Raw genomic sequence first — 18542 nt, forward strand, 5'->3', positions numbered from 1 at the left:
TTTTTCTGTTGATTGATGGGATGCCCGTCTTGGTCGCGAGCTCTCCCGGTTGGGTCACTGTCTTTCGGTCAGCCTTTCCTTGACCGCCGAGGCGAAAGCCGCCATCGACGTGAAGTGGTAGTCGGGTTGAGTGAAGTTTTCTGGCTCTATCGTGCCGCCATAGCCATTCTGCGCATGACGGCGCTCGATCCAGCAATTGGTCAGACCAAGCTTTCGCGAAATGCCGATATCGTGGTACTGGCTTTGAGCGACATGCAGGATATCGTTCTTGCTTGCCCCTTTGCCGGCGACGAACTCGAATACCTGTTCGAAGAAGGCGGGATCTGGCTTTTCCGTGCCGGTATCATCGGCGGTGAAGGTCGCAAAGAACGGCGAGCCCAGCTTCTTTTCGAAATGATCGAGTGCCCAGCGGCGGGCATTTGTCATCGCAACAAGGCGATGTGTTTTCCCGAGTTCGGCAAGTGCCGCCGCGCTGTCGTCGAAGGCATTCCAGTTGGCCACGGAATCGCGCAGCCGCCGCGCATACCGATCTTCCGCTGGCAGGCCGAGTACAGGCGCGATGATCATGTAGACGCGTGAAAGATCGTCCGGAAAGAGATCCGCATCCTCGCTGTAGCGCGCCTGGCGATAGAGCCTCAATGCTTCCTCGCCGTCGATGGAAGTGCCGGTTTCCGCTGCAATCTCCGCAAGGCAGGTCTTTATGCCGCCTTCGAAATCGATAAGGGTGCCGACGACATCGAAGGTAAGATATTTGAATTCCTGAAAGTCTCTGGCCAAGTCATGCTCTCCTTCATGATCTGCTGCGGAGAAACCGCCTGCAGCATAAAATTCTGGCCCAAGGGGCGGAAATTCTCCTGCCAAGGCCCGGAAAAGCCGGTTTTCAGCCGTTCTAGGAAGCAGTTTGGCAGTTCCTGTGCGGCGGAGTCGCCGAATCGATGGTGTGTCGCGGCACAAAATTCCGAATTTCCGGCTCCGTCCGACATTTCACCAATGAAGAACGGCCCATGCCGCTTCAACGCATGGCGTTCCGAACGTCCGGATCATCCAAAGTCTGATCGAGTGTCTTTCGCGTGCGTTCCAGGATCGCGTCTATGTCGCCGTCCGTGCAGCAAAGCGGCGGCGCGTATCCGAGCACGCCATGGGCGAATGCCCGAATGACGAGGCCATTATCCCAGGCGCGGTCGAAAATCCTGCGGGCCGGCGCGGCAGCGCTTGGCAACGGTTTCTTCTTGACCTTGTCGACGACAAGCTCGACAGCGGCCAGCATCCCGCGACCGCGGACATCGCCGACCAGCGGATGATCACGCAGGCTTTCCAGCCCCGCCATCAGGCGCGCGCCTGCCTTGACGCCGTTTTCGAGAAGACCGCCTTCATAGAGCTTCAGCACCTCGAGCCCGACTGCAGCGCTGACGGGATGGGCCGAATAGGTGTAGCCATGCCCGACCGCCGCATTACCGGCGGCATCGGCGATGACATCATAGACGCGATCGGACATGAATACCGCGCCCATCGGCACATAGCCGGAGGTCAGGCCCTTGGCCGTCGTCATGAAGTCGGGAACGACTTCGTCATACGAACAGGCAAACAACGGACCGGTTCTGCCAAAGCCGGTGATGACCTCATCGGCGATGAAGAGGATCTCATATTGGCTGCAGAGATCGCGGATCGCCTTGAGCCAGCCTTTCGGCGGCACGATGACGCCGCCCGAGCCCTGGATCGGTTCGGCATAAAATGCCGCCACACGGTCGGCGCCGATAGCCTCGATCTTTGATTTGAGATCGGCGATCGACGCGGCAATGATCGCGTCCGCCTCTTCGCCGACCGGATTGCGATAGGGATAGGGCGAAGGGATCTTGTGCTGCCAATCGAAGGGGACACCGAAGCCGGCGTGAAATCCTGGCAGCGCCGTCAAACCGGCTCCGACCGTCGAGGAGCCGTGGTAGCCTTGCTCGATCGAGATGAACTGATCGCGCTCCGGCTTGCCCCTAGCATGCCAGTAGTAGCGGACGAAACGCACCGTGCTGTCGACAGCGTCCGATCCGCCGAGCGTGAAGAAGACATGATTGAGATCGCCGGGCGCCCGATCGGCGAGTTCAGCGGCAAGACGAATGGCGGCCTCGCAACCGATATCGAAATAGCCTGTCGCGTAGGGCAGTTCACGCATCTGACGGGCAGCCGCCTCGACGATGCTCTCATGCCCGTAGCCGGCATTGACGCACCAGAGCCCGGCAAATCCATCGACAAGCTGATGGCCCGATGCATCGGTGACGGTTGCGCCCTTTGCGGATCGTAACACCCGTACGCCCAGCGTTTCATGACCGCGATAGGATGAAACCGGATGGATGAGGTGCGCGCGATCGAGTTCGATGAGCGAGTTGGCGAGCATGATGATCTCCAGATTATCCGAGGGCCTGATTGGCCAATGCAAATATTCTTGCGTCCTTGCCGGCCGCTGCAGCGCCAGCCGACCGCCGCATCGCGATGCCGCCACCCACGTGGTTGAGGCCGATTTCTGCCAGCCAACCGGTCAAGCCCGAACCTTCGTTCGTATCGACACGCAGGAAGTCGCTCGACTTGCGAAGGGCGAGCGCCGTTATTAGCGATTTCGCATCCTCCGCATTCGATGCGACGACAGGCCCGATCACATCGCCGCGCCCAAAGGCGCGCAGCGCGCCAAAAGCCTCGACGCGGCCATGCCGCCGAATGACGAACAGTTGCGCGACGCCTACAAGAGCGTCGATCAACGTGCTGCGGTCGGCGCCGAAGGCTGCCTGATCGAGCGCCTTGATCGCGGAAAGGTCATCGGCGGTCGCAGCCTCGACATCTCCGGCGGGGATAAGGTCGGCAAGATGTCCCTGGTGCTGAAAGATCTCGCCTTCGGCGACAAATCCGAGCTTGCGATACAGCGGCAGACCATCCGCCGTAGCAATGAGCCGCAAGGGCCGATCGCCGGCAAGCGCCATTGCCCTGTCCATGAGCTTGCGGCCAAGGCCGCGCCCGCGCAGGTTCTCGTCGACGATCACCATGTTGATTGTCGCGCAATCTTGCCCGTAGGGGGTCATCAGGATGGTCCCTACGACATGACCCATCTCGTCCATGGCTGCCACGCCGTGGCTCAAGCGCAAGACCAGATGCCAGTCCTCGGCACGATGGGGCCACTTGGCCTGGCGCGAGAGGGCGAGTGCGCCGTCTACATGCTCCGGCGTGAAGCTGACCAGATTGATGTCGTCGGTTTGCATGAGGCATCCTTTCCTTGCCTCAAGTCTCCGCGATCCCCGCACGGCAGATCATCTGAAGCCGCCGGTCGTCGTGATATCTTTCACCGTAGCGAATACGATTGGCCGCATCTTATGCTGTTGATACTGTTTCGACGGCTCCCCAATGGTCCGAAAACAGCAAGGCGACAGGTGTCTGCTGCAACACTCTGCCAAAGCATGCCGCGCATACGAAACAATATGCTTTGCGGAGACGCCAATTCGATCATGTCCGTCGCAGGACTTCAGCCTATGATCGTTTCAGTAGAAAACGCAGATGCCCTTTAGACAGAGGACGAACGGACATGGCGCCTTTCCGGCCGAAATACATCACCTTCGATTGCTATGGCACGCTCATCAATTTCGAGATGGCTGAAGCGGCGCGCGACATTTATGGCTCCGGGCTCGATGAAGCGAGGATGCAGCAGTTTACAAAGAACTTCGCCGCCTATCGGCTGGACGAGATTCTCGGTGACTGGAAGCCCTATGCCGATGTCGTTCACAACGCTATCGAGCGGACCTGCCGCGCGAATGGCGTCAAGTTTCGCGCGGAAGACGCCAAGGCGATCTATGAGCGCGTACCCGGTTGGGGGCCGCATCCCGATGTGCCGGCCGGACTGGCGAAGGTTGCCAAGGAAATCCCGCTGGTGATCCTCTCCAACGCGATGAACAGCCAGATCATGTCGAATGTCGACAAGCTCGGCGCGCCTTTTCATGCCGTCTATACGGCAGAGCAGGCCAATGCCTATAAGCCGCGCTTCAAGGCCTTCGAATATATGTTCGACATGCTGGGTTGCGGGCCGGAGGACATCCTGCATTGCTCGTCTTCTTTCCGTTACGATCTGATGTCGGCGCATGATCTCGGCGTCAAGAACAAGGTCTGGGTCAACCGTGGCCACGAACCGGCAAATCCCTATTACGGCTATGTCGAGATTGCGGACATATCCGGCCTGGCCGGCGTCGTTGGGCTATAAGAGAAGGACGGCCTCATGAAATTCGTCTCCTATTGGCACGATACAGCGCCGATCTTTGCCGGAGGCCGGCAAGGCCCGGTCGAAGGGCGATACGACGCCTGTGTCATAGGAGCCGGTTTCACGGGACTGTCCGCGGCCCGGCAGCTGGCCAAGGCTGGCGCCAGAGTCGTGGTGCTTGAAGCCGAGCGCGTCGGCTGGGGCGCGTCGGGCCGCAACGGCGGTCATCTGAACAATGGCCTTGCCCACAGTTATCCGGCCGCCAAGGCCGAACTTGGCAAGGACAGGGCGATCGCGCTCTATAAGGCGCTCGACGCCTCCATCGATACGATCGAGGCGCTTGTCGCCGAGGAAGGCATCGATTGCAATTTTCGCCGGGCGGGAAAGCTGAAGCTGGCATCGAAACCGCAGCATTTCGGATCGATTGCCCGTAATTTCGAAGCCGTTCATGCCGAAGTCGATGCGGATACGGCGTTGCTTACGCCAGACGATCTCAAACAGGAGATCGGCTCGCCCTTCCACGGTGCGATGCTCTTCAAGAAAAGCGCGATGATGCACATGGGCCGCTATGCGGTCGGCCTTGCGGATGCTGCTGTGCGCCATGGTGCGGTAATTCATGAAGCAGCGCCTGTGACGAACAAGGTCCAGGAGAATGGCCGTCATCGATTGGTGACGCCGCACGGCGAGATCACGGCCGACAATGTGCTGGTGGCAACCGGCGCCTACACGACCCCGAATTTCGGTTATTTCCGCCGGCGGATCATCTCGGTCGGCAGCTTCCTGATCGCAACCCGGCCGCTAACGGCCGATGAGATCGCGTCGGTCATGCCGGGAAACCGCACCTGCGTCACCTCGATGAACATCGGCAATTATTTCCGCTTGTCGCCCGACAACCGGTTGCTGTTCGGCGGGCGGGCACGATTTTCCGCTACCTCCGATCATCGCTCCGACGCCAAGAGCGGTGCAATCCTGAAAGCGGGTCTCGCCGAAATCTTCCCGCAACTTGCCGGTATCGATGTGGATTATTGCTGGGGCGGTCTCGTCGACATGACCAAGGACCGTTATCCGCGCGCCGGCTATCATGATGGAAGCTGGTATGCGATGGGTTATTCCGGCCATGGCGCGCAACTTTCGACGCATCTCGGCATGATCATGGCCGATGCCATGCTCGGCCGCGAAGACCGCAATCCCATGAAGGACGTCGATTGGCCTGCCGTGCCTGGCCATTTCGGCAAGCCATGGTTCCTGCCGCTGGTAGGTCTCTATTACAAGATGCTGGACAGGCTCGGATGATGACGACAGTCAGGCTCTGATTTGCCGGTCCTAGACGTCTTGAAGGGGACGATCCTGACCGGCGATCAATCCGGTCGAAACCACAGTCTCGAAATATTCGACCTTCAGATCGAAGGAGCGCAACAGTTTCTGCGTGCTTGGCTTCACCACCGCATCGTCAAAATCGCCTTTGCCGAAATGGCCGGCGGAAGCCATGTCGGCCCAAAAACTCATGACCACCAATTCATGGTTTTCGCCTCGCACCTTGCGGGCGAGGGTTGCGCCAAGATGGCCGGGCAGTTGCGCCATTTCAACGAAAGTTGTGGTTTCAAGGTGCTTCGCATAGGCGGTCAGGACTTCGTCAGAACCTGCGACGGCTCGCCAAAAACGAATGATCATGTCAACTCCATATTCCAATAGCGCCCGACGTCCGCTCTCGGATTTCGCCGGCCGGTGCCCGGTCATGATCTATGCACCACTTTCGCTGTGCCGCAATCGCAATTCCTTGCGGAGGATCGAACTGGCCTCATGAAGATGATGGGCCAGAGCTGACATTGGATATGATCGCCTCATAATTGTTGGGACGAGCGTGCTGCCATATCTAGGCAAGTCCGCCCACGTGAAAGCTCTTCATTTCGAGATATTCCTCGATACCGGCTTGTGCACCCTCGCGGCCGATGCCGGATTGCTTGATGCCGCCGAAGGGGGCGACTTCCATGGAAACGGAGCCGGTATTGAGCCCGACCATGCCGAATTCCAGGGCCTCGCCGACGCGCCAGGCGCGCTTGAGATTGTCGGTATAGAAATAGGACGCCAATCCAAAGGGCGTGCCGTTGGCGATCGCGATCGCCTCGTCTTCGGTCTCGAAGCGGAAGAGCGGCGCCACCGGCCCGAACGTTTCTTCGCCGGCAAGCTCCATCTCCGTCGTCGCCCCGGTCAGGACGATCGGCGCCGTATATTGCCTGCCGTCGGGTAGCTGTCGAGCCGATGTGATGATCTTGGCACCCTTTGCCAACGCGTCGCGGACATGCCGGTCGATCTTTTCGATCGCTGCTTGGTTGATCATCGGGCCGATCGATACGCCGGCCTCGGTGCCGGGACCGACCTTCATGGCATCGACCTTTGCCTTCAGTTTCGCCGCGAAGGCATCGTAGACGCCCGATTGCACGAGGAGCCGGTTGGCGCAGACGCAGGTCTGGCCGCCATTGCGGAACTTGGAGGCGAGCGCGCCTTCAACAGCGAGATCGAGATCGGCGTCGTCAAAGACGATGAACGGCGCGTTGCCGCCGAGTTCGAGGCTGAGCCGCTTGATGCTGTCGGCAGCACCGCGCATCAGGAGCGAGCCGACCCTGGTCGAGCCGGTGAAGGAGATCTTGCGTACGGTTTCATTGCGCATGATCTCGTTGCCAATCTCGGCCGGCATGCCGGTGACGATATTGATGACGCCTGCCGGTATGCCGGCGCGTTCGGCCAGCTCCCCGAGCGCCAACGCAGAATAGGGAGTGAATTCCGAGGGCTTGATGACGACCGTGCAGCCGGCGGCAAGGGCCGGCGCGACCTTGCGGGTGATCATCGCATTGGGAAAATTCCAGGGCGTGATGATGCCGCAGACGCCGACCGGCTCCTTGAGCACGATGATGCGGCGATCAGGCGTAGGGGAGGGTATCGTGTGGCCGTTGATGCGGCGGGCCTCCTCGGCGAACCACTTCACGAATGAGGCGCCGTAGCGGATTTCGCCACGCGCTTCGTCGAGCGGCTTGCCCTGTTCCGTCGTCAGAATAAGGGCAAGATCGTCGACATTCTCAAGCATGAGATCGTGCCAGGCTTCGAGAAGCGCGGCACGCTCGGCATTGGTCTTGCGCTTCCAGCTGCGCTGCGCGCGCTCGGCGGCGGTGATTGCATTGCGCGTTTCTGCCGAACCCATATCGGGCACGGTGCCGATCGCAGCCTGTTTGGCCGGGTCGTGAACATCCACCGTCGCGCCTGAGGCAGCGGCAATCCAAGCCCCGTCGATCAATCCCATCTCACGGAAAAGCTGCTTGTCTTTCAAATTCAACATGAGGTCCCTCTGATGTCAGGAGAGCGCGGCAATGATGCCGGCGGTGATGGTTTCTGTCCGATCCTTGCCGGGACTGATGCCGATGCCGCGCGCCGTTGCCGACTCCATGGCGGCGATGATGCGGGCGGCCGCATCCTTCTCGCCCAGATGATCGAGCATCATCGCTCCCGACCAGATGGCGGCAATCGGATTGGCGATGCCGAGCCCGGCAATATCCGGAGCCGAACCGTGAACCGGTTCGAACATGGAAGGTGCGTCGCGCCGTGGATTGATATTGGCCGAAGCCGCAAATCCAAGGCCGCCCTGAATGGCGGCGCCAAGATCGGTCAGGATATCGCCGAACAGGTTGGAGGCGACGACGACGTCAAGGCTTTCCGGCGCCATCACCATGCGCGCCGCCATGGCGTCGATGTGATAGCTCGAAACCTCGACATCAGGAAATTCGGCCGAAAGCCTGGTCGTGATCTCATCCCAAAAGACCATCGAATATTTTTGGGCGTTGGACTTGGTGACGGAGGCAAGCTTGCCGCGCCGGCTGCGCGCCTGCTCGAAGCCGAAACGAAGGATCCGCTCGACACCCGTGCGGGTAAAGATCGACGTCTCCACCGCAACTTCATCGTTCGTACCTTGATGGACGCGGCCGCCGGCGCCCGAATATTCGCCCTCGGTGTTTTCGCGGATGCAAAGAATGTCGAATGCCTCCGCCCGCAACGGTCCCTGTACCCCCGGCAGAAGCCGGTGCGGCCGGATATTGGCATATTGCACGAAGGCCTTGCGGATCGGCAGCAGCAGGCCATGCAGGGAGACCGCATCCGGCACTTCCGCTGGCCAGCCGACCGCACCGAGCAGGATGGCGTCGAATGTCCGCAACGTCTCGATCCCGTCTTCGGGCATCATCCGCCCGGTCTTCCGGTGGAATTCGCATGACCAGGGAAATTCGGTGCCGTTCAATGCGAAACCGCAAGTTTTGGCCGCGACTTGCAGCACCGACCATGCGGCGTCCGTCACGTCCCGGCCGATGCCGTCGCCGGGGATCAGGGCAATGGAATAGGTCTTCATGGCTTCATATCTCTCAAAGGCTGATGAGCACACTCTTCGTCTTGCGGTTGGCGAGATAGGCCTCGCGCCCCAGATCCTTGCCGATGCCGGAGCGCTTGTAGCCGCCGGTCGGCAGAATATGATCTCGCGAGCGGCTGTAGCGATTGACCCAGACGGTACCGGCCTGGATCTGACGGGTGAGGCGGATGGTGCGCGACAGGTCCGATGTAAACAGACCTGCAGCAAGTCCATAGGTCGGGTGATCGGCAAGAGCCATCGCTTCCTCCTCGTCCTCAAAGGTCTGCAGCGTCAGGACCGGTCCGAAGATTTCCTCGAGAATGGCCGGCGACGACGGATCGAGATCAGCCAAAAGCGTCGGCTCGTAGAAATAGCCTGACCGGTCCATGGGCTTGCCGCCGGCGATACAGCGGCCGCCTTCGTTGATTGCGGCGGCGACGATCGCGTCGATCCGGTCGCGCTGACGCTGGGAGATGATCGGCGAATAGCGTGTCGCCTCATCCCAAGTGGGGCCAGCCCCAACGTCGGCCATCCGCGTGATGAGCGCTTGCGTAAACTCTCCGGCCACGCTCGCCTCCACGATCACGCGTGTCGCGGCGACGCAAGCCTGGCCGGCGTTGAAGAGAAGGCTGCCGGCGATCGCATCGGCGGCTTTCGAAAGATCGGCGTCCTTGAAGACGATCTGCGGGCTCTTGCCGCCAAGCTCGAGCGTCACGGGCTTGATGCCGGAGCGGGCGATATTCTCCATGATCGCCGAGCCGGCGCGCGTCGAGCCGGTGAAGCTGACCTTGGCGATATCAGGATGGCCGGTGAGCGTCGTCCCGGTGGTGAGCCCATCGCCGAGGACGACGTTGAAAAGACCGGCGGGCAGTCCTGCTCTCACGGCGAGCTCGGCCAGGTAGACCGTCGAAAACGGCGTCATCTCCGAGGGCTTGAGGACGACGGCATTGCCGGCAGCGAGCGCTGGGCCGAGCTTCCAGCCGGCCATGGAGACCGGAAAGTTCCACGGCGTGATCGCGCCGACGACGCCATAGGGTTCGCTGAGGATCATGCCGAAGGTCTTGTCATCGGTCGGCACGACATCGCTGCCTTCCTTGTCGGCGAATTCGGCAAAGAAGCGGATCTGCTCGGCGGTGACCGTAATGTCTCCTGCCGCCAACTGACTGATCAGTCGGGTGGAGGACAAAGCCTCCAGTCGAGCGAGCGTTTCCGTCTCAGCCTGGATCAGATCGGCCCAGGCATGCATCACCCGGACGCGCTCTCGCGGGCGCATGCCGCCCCAGTTGCTTGCCTTCAATGCCGCCTTGGCCGATTCGACCGCCCGGTCCACCATCTCGGGACCTGCGATTGGGCAGCCTGCGTAGGGCTTGCCATCGGAGGGTCTGTGCATCTCTATCACGCCGGGAGCTTCAACAAGCTCCCCGCCAATGAAATGGCCGATGGGCAACGGCAATGTGTCGGGATCGAAACTCAAGCTCATGGGAAGCTCTTTCTGAGACATTTGCCAAAGCCTAGCGCCGGCTTACGAGCAGCTTGCTTCGTATGCCGGCGGGCATGCCGACGAATCTTGCGTTTTGGCGAGGGCGAACAGTGATTTCTGTTGCGGCCGCGCGCAGCCTTTATCCCACTGTCACGTAGATCTTGCGAACGGTCTCGACCGTCTTCCATTTGCCCGTGAAGCCGGGCTTCATCACAAAACTGTCGCCGGCCCTGTAGACCACGGGATCGCCGCCATCAGGGGTGATCTCGACGACACCCGAGAGGATATGGCAGAATTCGAAGGTCTCGCCCTTGATCGACCGGGTCTCGCCGGGCGTTGCCTCCCAGACACCGGTGCGTACTGCGCCATCCTTCGCCTCATCCTGTGCCCAGGTCTTGAATGACGGGGCGCCGGCAATCAGCCTTTCGGGCAGGGCCTTGGATTCACGCGGTGCCGTCTCAGGATTGGTTATAACGGTTTTGAGTAGGGTCATGTCGAGCCTTTCATTGCTATGGGTTCAATATCCGCGTTGCCGGTCGATGAGCCCGATCGGGTCGAGGCCCGCGCGATGACGACGGATGTTGTCGATCACCGCGCGGGCGGCGGTATCGGGCTGCGTCACGCTGGCGATATGCGGGGTGAGCATGATTTTCGGATGTCTCCAAAGCGGATGATCCGAGGGCAGGGGCTCCGGGTCGGTAACGTCGAGCACCGCTGCAGCGAGGTGGCCGGTATCGAGCGCAGCGATCAGGGCGTGCACATCGAGCTGCGGGCCGCGACCGGCATGCACGAGCATCGCCCCCGCCGGAAGGCTAGCAAGCAGCGTGTCGTTCAGGAAACCCGTGGTCTCCTGCGTCAGCGGCAGCAGGCAAATGAGAATGTCCGTCGCAGCCACCATGGTTCGTAGGCCGGCTTCCCCGTGATGGCATTCCACGCCCTCGATCGCCCTGGGCGATCTGCTCCAGCCGGCGAGCGGGAAGCCGAATGGCTTCAGCCGTTCCAATACGGCCGTTCCCAGAACACCCAATCCGAGAACCCCGATGCGTCTTTCATGCGCCTGGCGTTGAGGCAGGCCGCGCCATTCCCCGGCGTGTTGCTGGGCAAGATAGGGAAGAAGGTTGCGATGCAAAGCGAGCACGCCAAGCGTCACATATTCCTGCATCATCCTGACGATGCCATCCTCGACCATGCGGACGATCTTCACATGATCAGGCACGTGGTCCGTCTTGAACTGGTCGACGCCGGCGCCGATCGAAAACAGGATTTCCAGATTGCGGTAGCGTGGGAGATCCTCGGGCACCGTCCAGGTAATCAGGAAACGGACCTCATCCGGATCGACGCTTGCTGCATCCATCGAAAACGCCAGATCAGGGAGTTCTTCGGCAAAGGCCCGAGCGAAGACCGCACCGCGCTTGGCGTCCGAATTGAAGAGAAACGTCATGGCAATCGCTCCCTCAAGACCGCGCGCATCGCGCAGCCAGCGCCAATATCATTTGGCGACAATCCTCAAGTTCGCCCTCCAGAATGTACTCGTCAGGCTTGTGCGCGCGATCGATGTCTCCAGGCCCGCAGATGATCGCATCGATCCCGGCTGCCTGATATAGGCCGGCCTCGGTCCCGTAGCTGACCGCAGCAAGCGACGGCCTGCCGGTGATTTCTTCCATCAGTGTTGAGAGCTGCGCATCCTTTGCAAGCGACAGCGCGGGATAGGCGCTGAGCGGGGTCCAGTCCACAGAGAAGCCCTGTTGCGCAAGCATCTCCGCGCTGCGCCGCACGGGGGCGAGCAGTTCCTCGGGGGACACATTGGCAATGCCGCGCGCCTCAAGATCAAGCCGGCAATTGTCGGGAACGATGTTCAGCGCCAGCCCGCCGGAAATGATGCCTGCCTGAAGCGTCGAATAGGGAGGCTCGAATGCCGGGTCGAAGGGGCCAAGCGTCAGTTTCTGCGCCTCTTCGACGGCGCTATTGAGCACTTGCGACATGGCGTGAACGGCGTTGAGTGCCAGATCAGGACGGGACGAATGGCCTGCCTTTCCGCCGATGGTGACGCGAGCCGCCGCTTTGCCCTTATGGGCGCGCACGGCCTGCATGCGGCTCGGCTCGCCGATGATGGCGCCTTGCGGATGTGCGCAGAGCTCCTTGATACCAGCCAGGAGGTGCGGCACGCCGCGACACCCAGCCTCTTCGTCATATGAGAATGCAAGATGAATGGGGCGGGCAAGATTTGCCCTGGCAAGTTCCGTCGCGGCCGCGAGTGCGGCGGCAAGAAACCCTTTCATATCGGTCGTGCCACGCCCATAGAGCCGGTCGGACTTCTTTCGGAGCGCAAAAGGCTCCGAGGTCCAGTTCGGTTCTCCGGTGGGAACGACATCCATATGTCCGGACAGAATATAACCTGCAACATCCCTGGGGCCGATCGTGGCAAAGATGTTGGACCTGTCGCCTTCAGGCCCTGGAAGCACGGTGACGTGGATTCCGAGATCTTGCAGATAAGTTTTGATCCAGCCGACGATGCCGTCATTCGGCGTGCCGACAACGCTCGGAAAGGCGACAAGACGGGCGAGGATGTCTACCGTGTCCATATGCTCCTCAGCGGCTGCGTCAATTTGCGGATATTTCCCCCATAGCATGGCGGCTGCTTCCATAATTGCATGCCGAATGTCAGGGTGTTTCAGTCGATTGTTGTGCCGACACAGGCAATTCGAGCTAATTGTATCGACGGGCGTCGCCTATTCTGGTTGGCGAGGAGCGCCTCTGTTTCGGCGTATGACTATGGGTAGCAAGTTTTGAGGTGATCCAGTGAAGGTATCAGACAGTTTGCGGGTCGATGCTTTCTCCATGCATATCGGCGACATCAAGGACGTGGAACTCGATCAGTTGCACGCGCTATCGATCTCGGTCCGGTGGCCGCATCGCGCCGAGGACTGGGAATTTCTGCGGCAGACGGGTAGCGGCATCGTCGCACTCGACGAGATCGGCCGGGTCATGGGATCTGCCATGTGGTTTCCGCACGGAGATGGGTTTGCCACCGTCGGCATGGTGATTACCTCTCCGCGGCTGCAGACCAATGGCACCGGCCAATGGCTGATGAGCCGGATCCTGGACAAAGTGGCGGGACGCCGTCTCAGCCTCAGTGCGACGCAGGCGGCGCGTCGCCTGTATCTCTCTCTGGATTTCAAGCCGGAAAAAACGGTCTACCAATGTCAGGGGGAAGCAAGAATCCCAAAGGATTTTGCGATGCTGCCTTTGGAGGGCACGGTACGCCAGCTTGGCGCTGACGATCTCGCGGCGATCCTTCGGCTTGATGCCATAGCATTCGGTGTCGACCGCTCGGAACTGGTCAGGCGCCTCGACGAGCAGTCGATGGGCTATGGTCTGTTCCGTGGAGCGGATCTGCAGGCTTTCGCATTGTGCCGGCCCTTCGGACGCAGTCATGTCGTCGGACCGGTGGTTGCGTCCAATGACACTGATGCGATTGCGGTGGTCGCGCCGCATGTGGAGCGTCATGCGGGCCAATTTCTGCGTCTCGACACCCATATGGAGGCCGGCGATTTTGCTTCTTACGTGTCGCAATGTGGTATGTTCGTCTACGATACCGTCCTGACCATGTCGCTTGGAAATCATCCCTCCAATAGAAACAGGGCCACCGGCGGGGTGATGACCACATATGCTCTTGCCAGTCAGGCTCTCGGTTGAGGCCCCGGCACAGCCCCATCGCGCGCAGGCCTTTCGCGGGTTAGCCGGATCGTTCCGAACAAGGCAAGCGCAAAGGCGGCGGCCATGCCGCTTCCAACAATCACCGGCAACCACATTTCCTGGAAGGATACGATGATCGCGTCATGCGGATCATCACGCCGATAATAGACCGGAATTTGATCTCCAATCCGAGCCTGATTATAGCTCGAATAAACTCCTCCCGTCACCCGATAGGGTGCGCCATCGCCCGCGTGAAAGGCGACGATCGGTGCGTAGGACACGGTAGTATCAGCAAGCTGGTGAGCGACTGAAGGTCTGCCGAGCGTACTTGTGCTTACGCGGCGATCGAGCGCTACAACGACGCCAACGGTCTTCTCTCGACCCACACTTGCCGTAACGGCACGCCAAACATAGTGGCAGTCAAGAAGGGCCGCTGCGGCTGTCAATATCGCGAAGGCGGTGATGAAGGCGAATTTCTGAAATCGCTTGGTTCCGGCTTTCGGTGCACGGCGGCTAGACCTTATCAACGGGCCTCACTCGATCTTCAGAAAAGGATGAGCGGATCAAACCCGCTCACTTCATCCAAACCTTTGCTCCGCCAGCGATGCCTATCGCCAACGCCGAGCCTCTATAAGATGAAACTCAAACCGCGATCTGCAAGGCCTGGGCTTCCGAAAAATATGGCCAGCGCCTGCGGAATGAAATCTGCGCGGCTAGCCTGCGGGCCGTCGCGCCTGTTATTTCTCCGAGCCGAGGAGATGGCGTCCGGTCGTCGTCAGCCGTCTTCCGCCCTCCGGCGTAACCACCACCGTTTCGCTGAATCCAAGCCTGGCGGCTGTCGCATAGACATGGAAAACCATGCCTTCTTCCAGCGGCCATTTCGCATTCGGCAGAAAAACCCGGGAGAAATCGCTGGTGCGCGGCGTGCGGATATAGAGACCAAGCGTATAGGCCGTCACGTTGTCGTAGCGCTGCCTCAAGCCGGACGAGATAAGACCCTGGCGAACAATGGCATCCACCTCGCAAGCGGAGACGCCCGGCTTCATGGCTTCGATTTGCTGGTCCTGCAATGCGATGATGCGCGAGGCGATATCCTGAAGGCGTGTCGACGCATTGCCGATGACGATCGGCCGCATGAGGCGGGCGCCATAACCGCCCACACGTGGAATAAGCTCCACATGCAGGATATCGCCTGCGTCAAGCAATTCGCTCTTGAAGGAGCCATGCAGGAATTGGTGGTCGCCGCTGGCCTTGACGATCGGACCGGTCTCACCGCTGTCAGCACCTTCAAGCAGGAAGGTTGCAGCCGCAGTTGCGGCGGCCGTACGGGTTGAAGAGCCGGCCCGCGTACCCTGCGCGATTGCCAGCATGGCTTTGTCGGCGATGCCCGCCGCTTGCGTCAGAACAGTAATCTCGCGGGCCGATTTGACCCATCGCAGACTGTCGCTGATACCGGGAAGGGCAACGAATTGCGCCTCAGGCAGGTGCGCCCGAAGCCTGGCCGTCGTATCGGCGCTGAAGCTATAGGAGGCGAAGTCGGCGCCGATACGGGCATTGGCGAAACCTCGAGCATGGATGCTGTCTGCGATGGCTTCGTGTGGATTGGCGGTGTCGGCAAACCCGATGATATCGGAAATCCAGGTCTTTTCCCTGCACGGTGTTTCGTCGAGTTCGCGCAGGACGAACCAGGGCGCACCGTGTCGCGGAAGAAAGGCGACACGATACATGGTTTCCGAAACGGTGTAGCCGGTAAGCCATGCAAGGAGCTCACCGCTATCGATCAGGAGCAGATCGACGGCGGCGGCGTCCATGGCGGCATGTGCCTTGGCGATGCGCCAATCATATTCGTCACGAGGAAACATTAGGCCTCAGGCAACCTCGCAAATGTCGAGAATGGTGAGCATGTAGACGCGGATCATGTCGAGATAGTCGACGATGTCGACGCGTTCGTCCGGCATCGTGTTGTACCGGCCGCCTGGCCCGCAGACGATGCCTTCCATGCCGAGCTCATGATATAGATGGCCGGCATCCGTCCCGTAAAAACGCGTGGGCGTAATGGCGCCTGTTGGTTGCTTCTCGCCCCGGACGGCCTCATAGGCGGCGTTCATCGAGGTTACGATGCGTGACGTCGGCGAGACTTCGAAAGGGGGCATTAGGGGACGACCCTCGATCATCTCCGGAACAAGCTTCGCTTTCAGGCCGGGGAAGCGCGTCTCAAGCTGCGTCAATTCCGCGGCGAGATCGGCAAGGACGCCTTCCTGCGTCTGGCCGGGCGCATAGCGGGCCGAGCCCCGAATGCGAACGAAATCGGAGACCTGCGGCGGCCGCCATTCCTCGAGCTCACGCCCAAGCGCGCCATGGACGACGCCAACATGGCCGCGATTGATCGACCTGTGCACCTCGCTCCTAGCGTCACTGAAGGTCATGGCATTGATACGCGGGATGAGATCGCAGGCCGCAGCGATGGCGTCGACGGATTGCTCGCGTTTGGACAGGTGCCGCGTATCGCCGGTCAGCTCGATCACGAAGCTCAGCGCCGCCGCATGCATCGTCACGGCAGCAAGATCGCTCGGCTCGCTGTTGATGAAATAGTCGGCCTTGACGCCGTTGCGGATGGCGGCGAGCGTGCCCACGCCGCCCTGAAGCTCCCCGACGACATAGGTCAGGATCACGTCGCCCTTGAGCCTGACACCGGCGCCGAGCAAGGTCTTGACCGCGCAGAAATAGGCGGCATCGCCCGCCTTCATATTGGATACACCGATACCATAGATGAACTTGTCGTCGACAAGACCGCCCCAGGGATCGACGGTCCAGCCCTCGGTGACCGGGTTGGTGTCGAGATGGCCGTTGAAAAGCAGACTCTTGCCGCCGCCAGTTCCCTTCAGACGCCCAATCGCATTGAAACGATCGCCATTGTCGAAGGGCTGCAGCTCGGACTGAAGCCCGATCGCCTCCATCTGGCGGGCCATGATGCGCGCAAGCTCGCGCTCGCCCTCGGTCTGGGAATGGCTCTTCTGGCGAACCATCATCGACAGGAAGTCGAGGCAGCTCTTCTCATCGATTGCTCCGATGAGCGATTTCGGGTCCATTTTTGATACTCCTTAGAAGTCTGCTTCTGCAGGTGAGGCGCCGGCCGGCGTGGGGACTGCGGCAAGCAGCCGGCGCGTATAGTCGGCCCGCTCGGGGCTGGTGATGTCTTCCGCCGGCACGACTTCGAGCAGATCGCCGCGATACATCACTGCGATGCGGTGGGCGATCTGGCGGATGAGGTTGAGATCGTGGGTGATGAAGAGGAAGGCGGTGGAATGCTCGCGGTGCAGCTCCAGCAGCAGCTCGATGATGGAGGCCTGCACCGAGACGTCGAGCGCGGAAGTGATCTCGTCGCAGATCACCAGCTTCGGTCTGGATGCGAAGGCGCGGGCGATGGCGACGCGCTGCTTTTCGCCGCCGGAGAGCTGATGCGGATAGCGATCGGCATGGGTGCGCGGCAGGCGCACCTGCTCGAGCATGTCGCCGATCCGTTGCGCCATGGCGCTTCCGTCACCCTCGCCGTAGAGTTTCAGCGGCCGTGCCAGGATTTCGCGAATCTTCTGGCGCGGATTGAGCGAAGCGTCCGGATGCTGGAAGATCATCTGGACGTTCTTGCGATAGGCCCTGTCCATGTCGGCAAGGCCCGCAATCGTTCGCCCGGCGAACGTCATTTGGCCTTCGAAGGGATTGAGCCCGGTCATCGCCTTGGCGAGCGTCGATTTGCCGGAGCCGGATTCCCCGACGATGCCAAGGATTTCTCCCGGCTGGACGCTGAGACTGACGGCGCGATTGCCGGCGAAGCGTTCGAAGGACCGGCCAGTCAGCGCCGACAGGAACGGCTTGCGGCCATAATGCACGCTGACGTTCTCGACCTTCATCAGCGGCTGGTCCTGATAGGACGGGCGCGTCTGCGTCAAGCGGTCGTTCGGCCGAGGCACGGCGGCGATCAGCTGGCGCGTATAGTCGTGCTGCGGTGCATTGAAGATGGCATCGACCGCTCCCTGTTCGACGATTTCGCCGCGCCGGATGACGGCAACCCGCTTTGCGGTGCGCGACAGCAAGGCAAGGTCATGCGAGATATAGAGCGAGGCAACACCCGTTTCGGCCTGCAGGTCGAGGAAGAGATCAAGAATCTGACGGGACGTGATGACGTCGAGCGCGGTCGTGGGTTCGTCGAAGATGATGCATTCCGGATTGCAGGCGAAGGCGGTGGCGATGACGACGCGCTGCTTCTCGCCGCCCGATGCTTCGTGCGGCATCCGCTTCATCATTTCCGCCGGGCTCTTGAGGCCGACGCGATCCAGCATGGCTTCCCCCTCGCTCCAGGCCTGCTTTCCGGTCAGACCGCGATGGCGCCTCAGCGTTTCCGTGAGCTGGATGCCGAGCGAAAGCGTGGGGTTGAGCGAGGTGCCGGGATCCTGGAACACCATGCTGATCCTCTTGCCGCGCATGCGATTGACCTCGGCCGGGGACTTCGCCGTCAAATCCTCGCCGCGAAGCCGGATTTCGCCGCCGGTCTCGCGGGCGTTTGCCGGCAGGTAGCGCATGATCGACCATGCCATCGAGGTCTTGCCGGAACCGGACTCGCCGACGAGGCCGAGAATTTCGCCGGCACCGACTTCGAGATCGATGTTCTTCAGTGCATGGAAGGCGCCACCCGCCGTCAGATAGTCGAGCGAATAGTTGCGGACCTGAAGGACTGTGTTGCTTGCAGTTTCAGTCAT

Annotated in this window: 17 protein-coding genes; 3 read left to right on the plus strand and 14 right to left on the minus strand. The window is 60.8% G+C overall.

The features are described 5' to 3' along the window. Positions 1-54: 54 nt before the first annotated feature. The 3 genes from AC13Q5_RS14720 to AC13Q5_RS14730 form a co-directional block, all read right to left on the minus strand. On the minus strand, positions 55-777 hold the full coding sequence (locus tag AC13Q5_RS14720; RefSeq protein ID WP_488502131.1) for an HAD-IA family hydrolase: 723 nt from the start codon (positions 775-777) through the stop codon (positions 55-57). 235 nt (positions 778-1012) lie between these two features. Further along, on the minus strand, positions 1013-2386 hold the full coding sequence (locus AC13Q5_RS14725) for an aminotransferase class III-fold pyridoxal phosphate-dependent enzyme (RefSeq protein ID WP_488502132.1): 1374 nt from the start codon (positions 2384-2386) through the stop codon (positions 1013-1015). A gap of 13 nt (positions 2387-2399) precedes the next feature. Further along, positions 2400-3239: a GNAT family N-acetyltransferase gene (locus AC13Q5_RS14730; RefSeq protein ID WP_075856026.1), complete on the minus strand. Its 840-nt coding sequence runs from the start codon at positions 3237-3239 to the stop codon at positions 2400-2402. A 320-nt stretch (positions 3240-3559) separates the two neighbouring features. Here AC13Q5_RS14730 and AC13Q5_RS14735 point away from each other — a divergent pair, with 320 nt between their 5' ends. After that, complete coding sequence (locus AC13Q5_RS14735) at positions 3560-4228, plus strand: haloacid dehalogenase type II (RefSeq protein ID WP_488502133.1); 669 nt, start codon at positions 3560-3562, stop codon at positions 4226-4228. A gap of 15 nt (positions 4229-4243) precedes the next feature. Beyond that, positions 4244-5518 carry an NAD(P)/FAD-dependent oxidoreductase gene (locus AC13Q5_RS14740; RefSeq protein ID WP_488502134.1) on the plus strand — a complete coding sequence of 425 codons (1275 nt, stop codon included), beginning with the start codon at positions 4244-4246 and terminating at the stop codon, positions 5516-5518. 30 nt (positions 5519-5548) lie between these two features. Here the strand turns inward: AC13Q5_RS14740 and AC13Q5_RS14745 are convergent, their stop codons facing one another. The 7 genes from AC13Q5_RS14745 to argE all read right to left on the minus strand — a co-directional run bounded on the left by AC13Q5_RS14745 (position 5549) and on the right by argE (position 12674). Beyond that, entirely contained in the window at positions 5549-5896 is a 348-nt protein-coding gene (locus AC13Q5_RS14745; RefSeq protein WP_075856029.1) for a hypothetical protein, read from the minus strand. 202 nt (positions 5897-6098) lie between these two features. Continuing rightward, positions 6099-7556, minus strand: coding sequence for an NAD-dependent succinate-semialdehyde dehydrogenase (locus tag AC13Q5_RS14750; protein ID WP_488502135.1), 1458 nt, complete (start codon positions 7554-7556; stop codon positions 6099-6101). Between the two features lie 15 nt (positions 7557-7571). Then, positions 7572-8615 (minus strand): tartrate dehydrogenase, encoded by a 1044-nt coding sequence (locus tag AC13Q5_RS14755; RefSeq protein WP_488502136.1) that lies wholly within the window; start codon positions 8613-8615, stop codon positions 7572-7574. 13 nt (positions 8616-8628) lie between these two features. Continuing rightward, a complete protein-coding gene (locus tag AC13Q5_RS14760) occupies positions 8629-10092 on the minus strand; it encodes an aldehyde dehydrogenase family protein (protein ID WP_488502137.1) in 1464 nt (487 codons plus the stop codon). Between the two features lie 139 nt (positions 10093-10231). After that, positions 10232-10585, minus strand: a complete 354-nt coding sequence (locus AC13Q5_RS14765) for a cupin domain-containing protein (protein ID WP_488502138.1) — start codon at positions 10583-10585, stop codon at positions 10232-10234. 24 nt (positions 10586-10609) lie between these two features. Then, entirely contained in the window at positions 10610-11533 is a 924-nt protein-coding gene (locus AC13Q5_RS14770) for a 2-hydroxyacid dehydrogenase (protein WP_488502139.1), read from the minus strand. 13 nt (positions 11534-11546) lie between these two features. After that, positions 11547-12674: an acetylornithine deacetylase gene (gene argE, locus AC13Q5_RS14775; protein ID WP_488502140.1), complete on the minus strand. Its 1128-nt coding sequence runs from the start codon at positions 12672-12674 to the stop codon at positions 11547-11549. 256 nt (positions 12675-12930) lie between these two features. On the opposite strand from argE, the gene AC13Q5_RS14780 reads away from it, so the two are divergent. Further along, complete coding sequence (locus tag AC13Q5_RS14780; protein WP_075856090.1) at positions 12931-13788, plus strand: GNAT family N-acetyltransferase; 858 nt, start codon at positions 12931-12933, stop codon at positions 13786-13788. Here AC13Q5_RS14780 and AC13Q5_RS14785 read toward each other — a convergent pair. The 4 genes from AC13Q5_RS14785 to AC13Q5_RS14800 form a co-directional block, all read right to left on the minus strand. Then, entirely contained in the window at positions 13773-14174 is a 402-nt protein-coding gene (locus AC13Q5_RS14785) for a DUF3592 domain-containing protein (protein ID WP_488502434.1), read from the minus strand. The two genes, AC13Q5_RS14780 and AC13Q5_RS14785, sit on opposite strands and share 16 nt — an antisense overlap. 351 nt (positions 14175-14525) lie before the next feature. Continuing rightward, positions 14526-15650 carry a M24 family metallopeptidase gene (locus AC13Q5_RS14790; protein WP_488502141.1) on the minus strand — a complete coding sequence of 375 codons (1125 nt, stop codon included), beginning with the start codon at positions 15648-15650 and terminating at the stop codon, positions 14526-14528. A 6-nt stretch (positions 15651-15656) separates the two neighbouring features. Next, positions 15657-16877 (minus strand): M20 family metallopeptidase, encoded by a 1221-nt coding sequence (locus AC13Q5_RS14795; RefSeq protein WP_488502142.1) that lies wholly within the window; start codon positions 16875-16877, stop codon positions 15657-15659. 12 nt (positions 16878-16889) lie between these two features. Next, the gene (locus AC13Q5_RS14800; protein ID WP_488502143.1) at positions 16890-18542 is read right to left on the minus strand and encodes a dipeptide ABC transporter ATP-binding protein; all 1653 of its coding nucleotides are present in this window, start codon (positions 18540-18542) and stop codon (positions 16890-16892) included.

The organism is Martinezella sp. CNPSo 3964 (genome assembly GCF_057784375.1).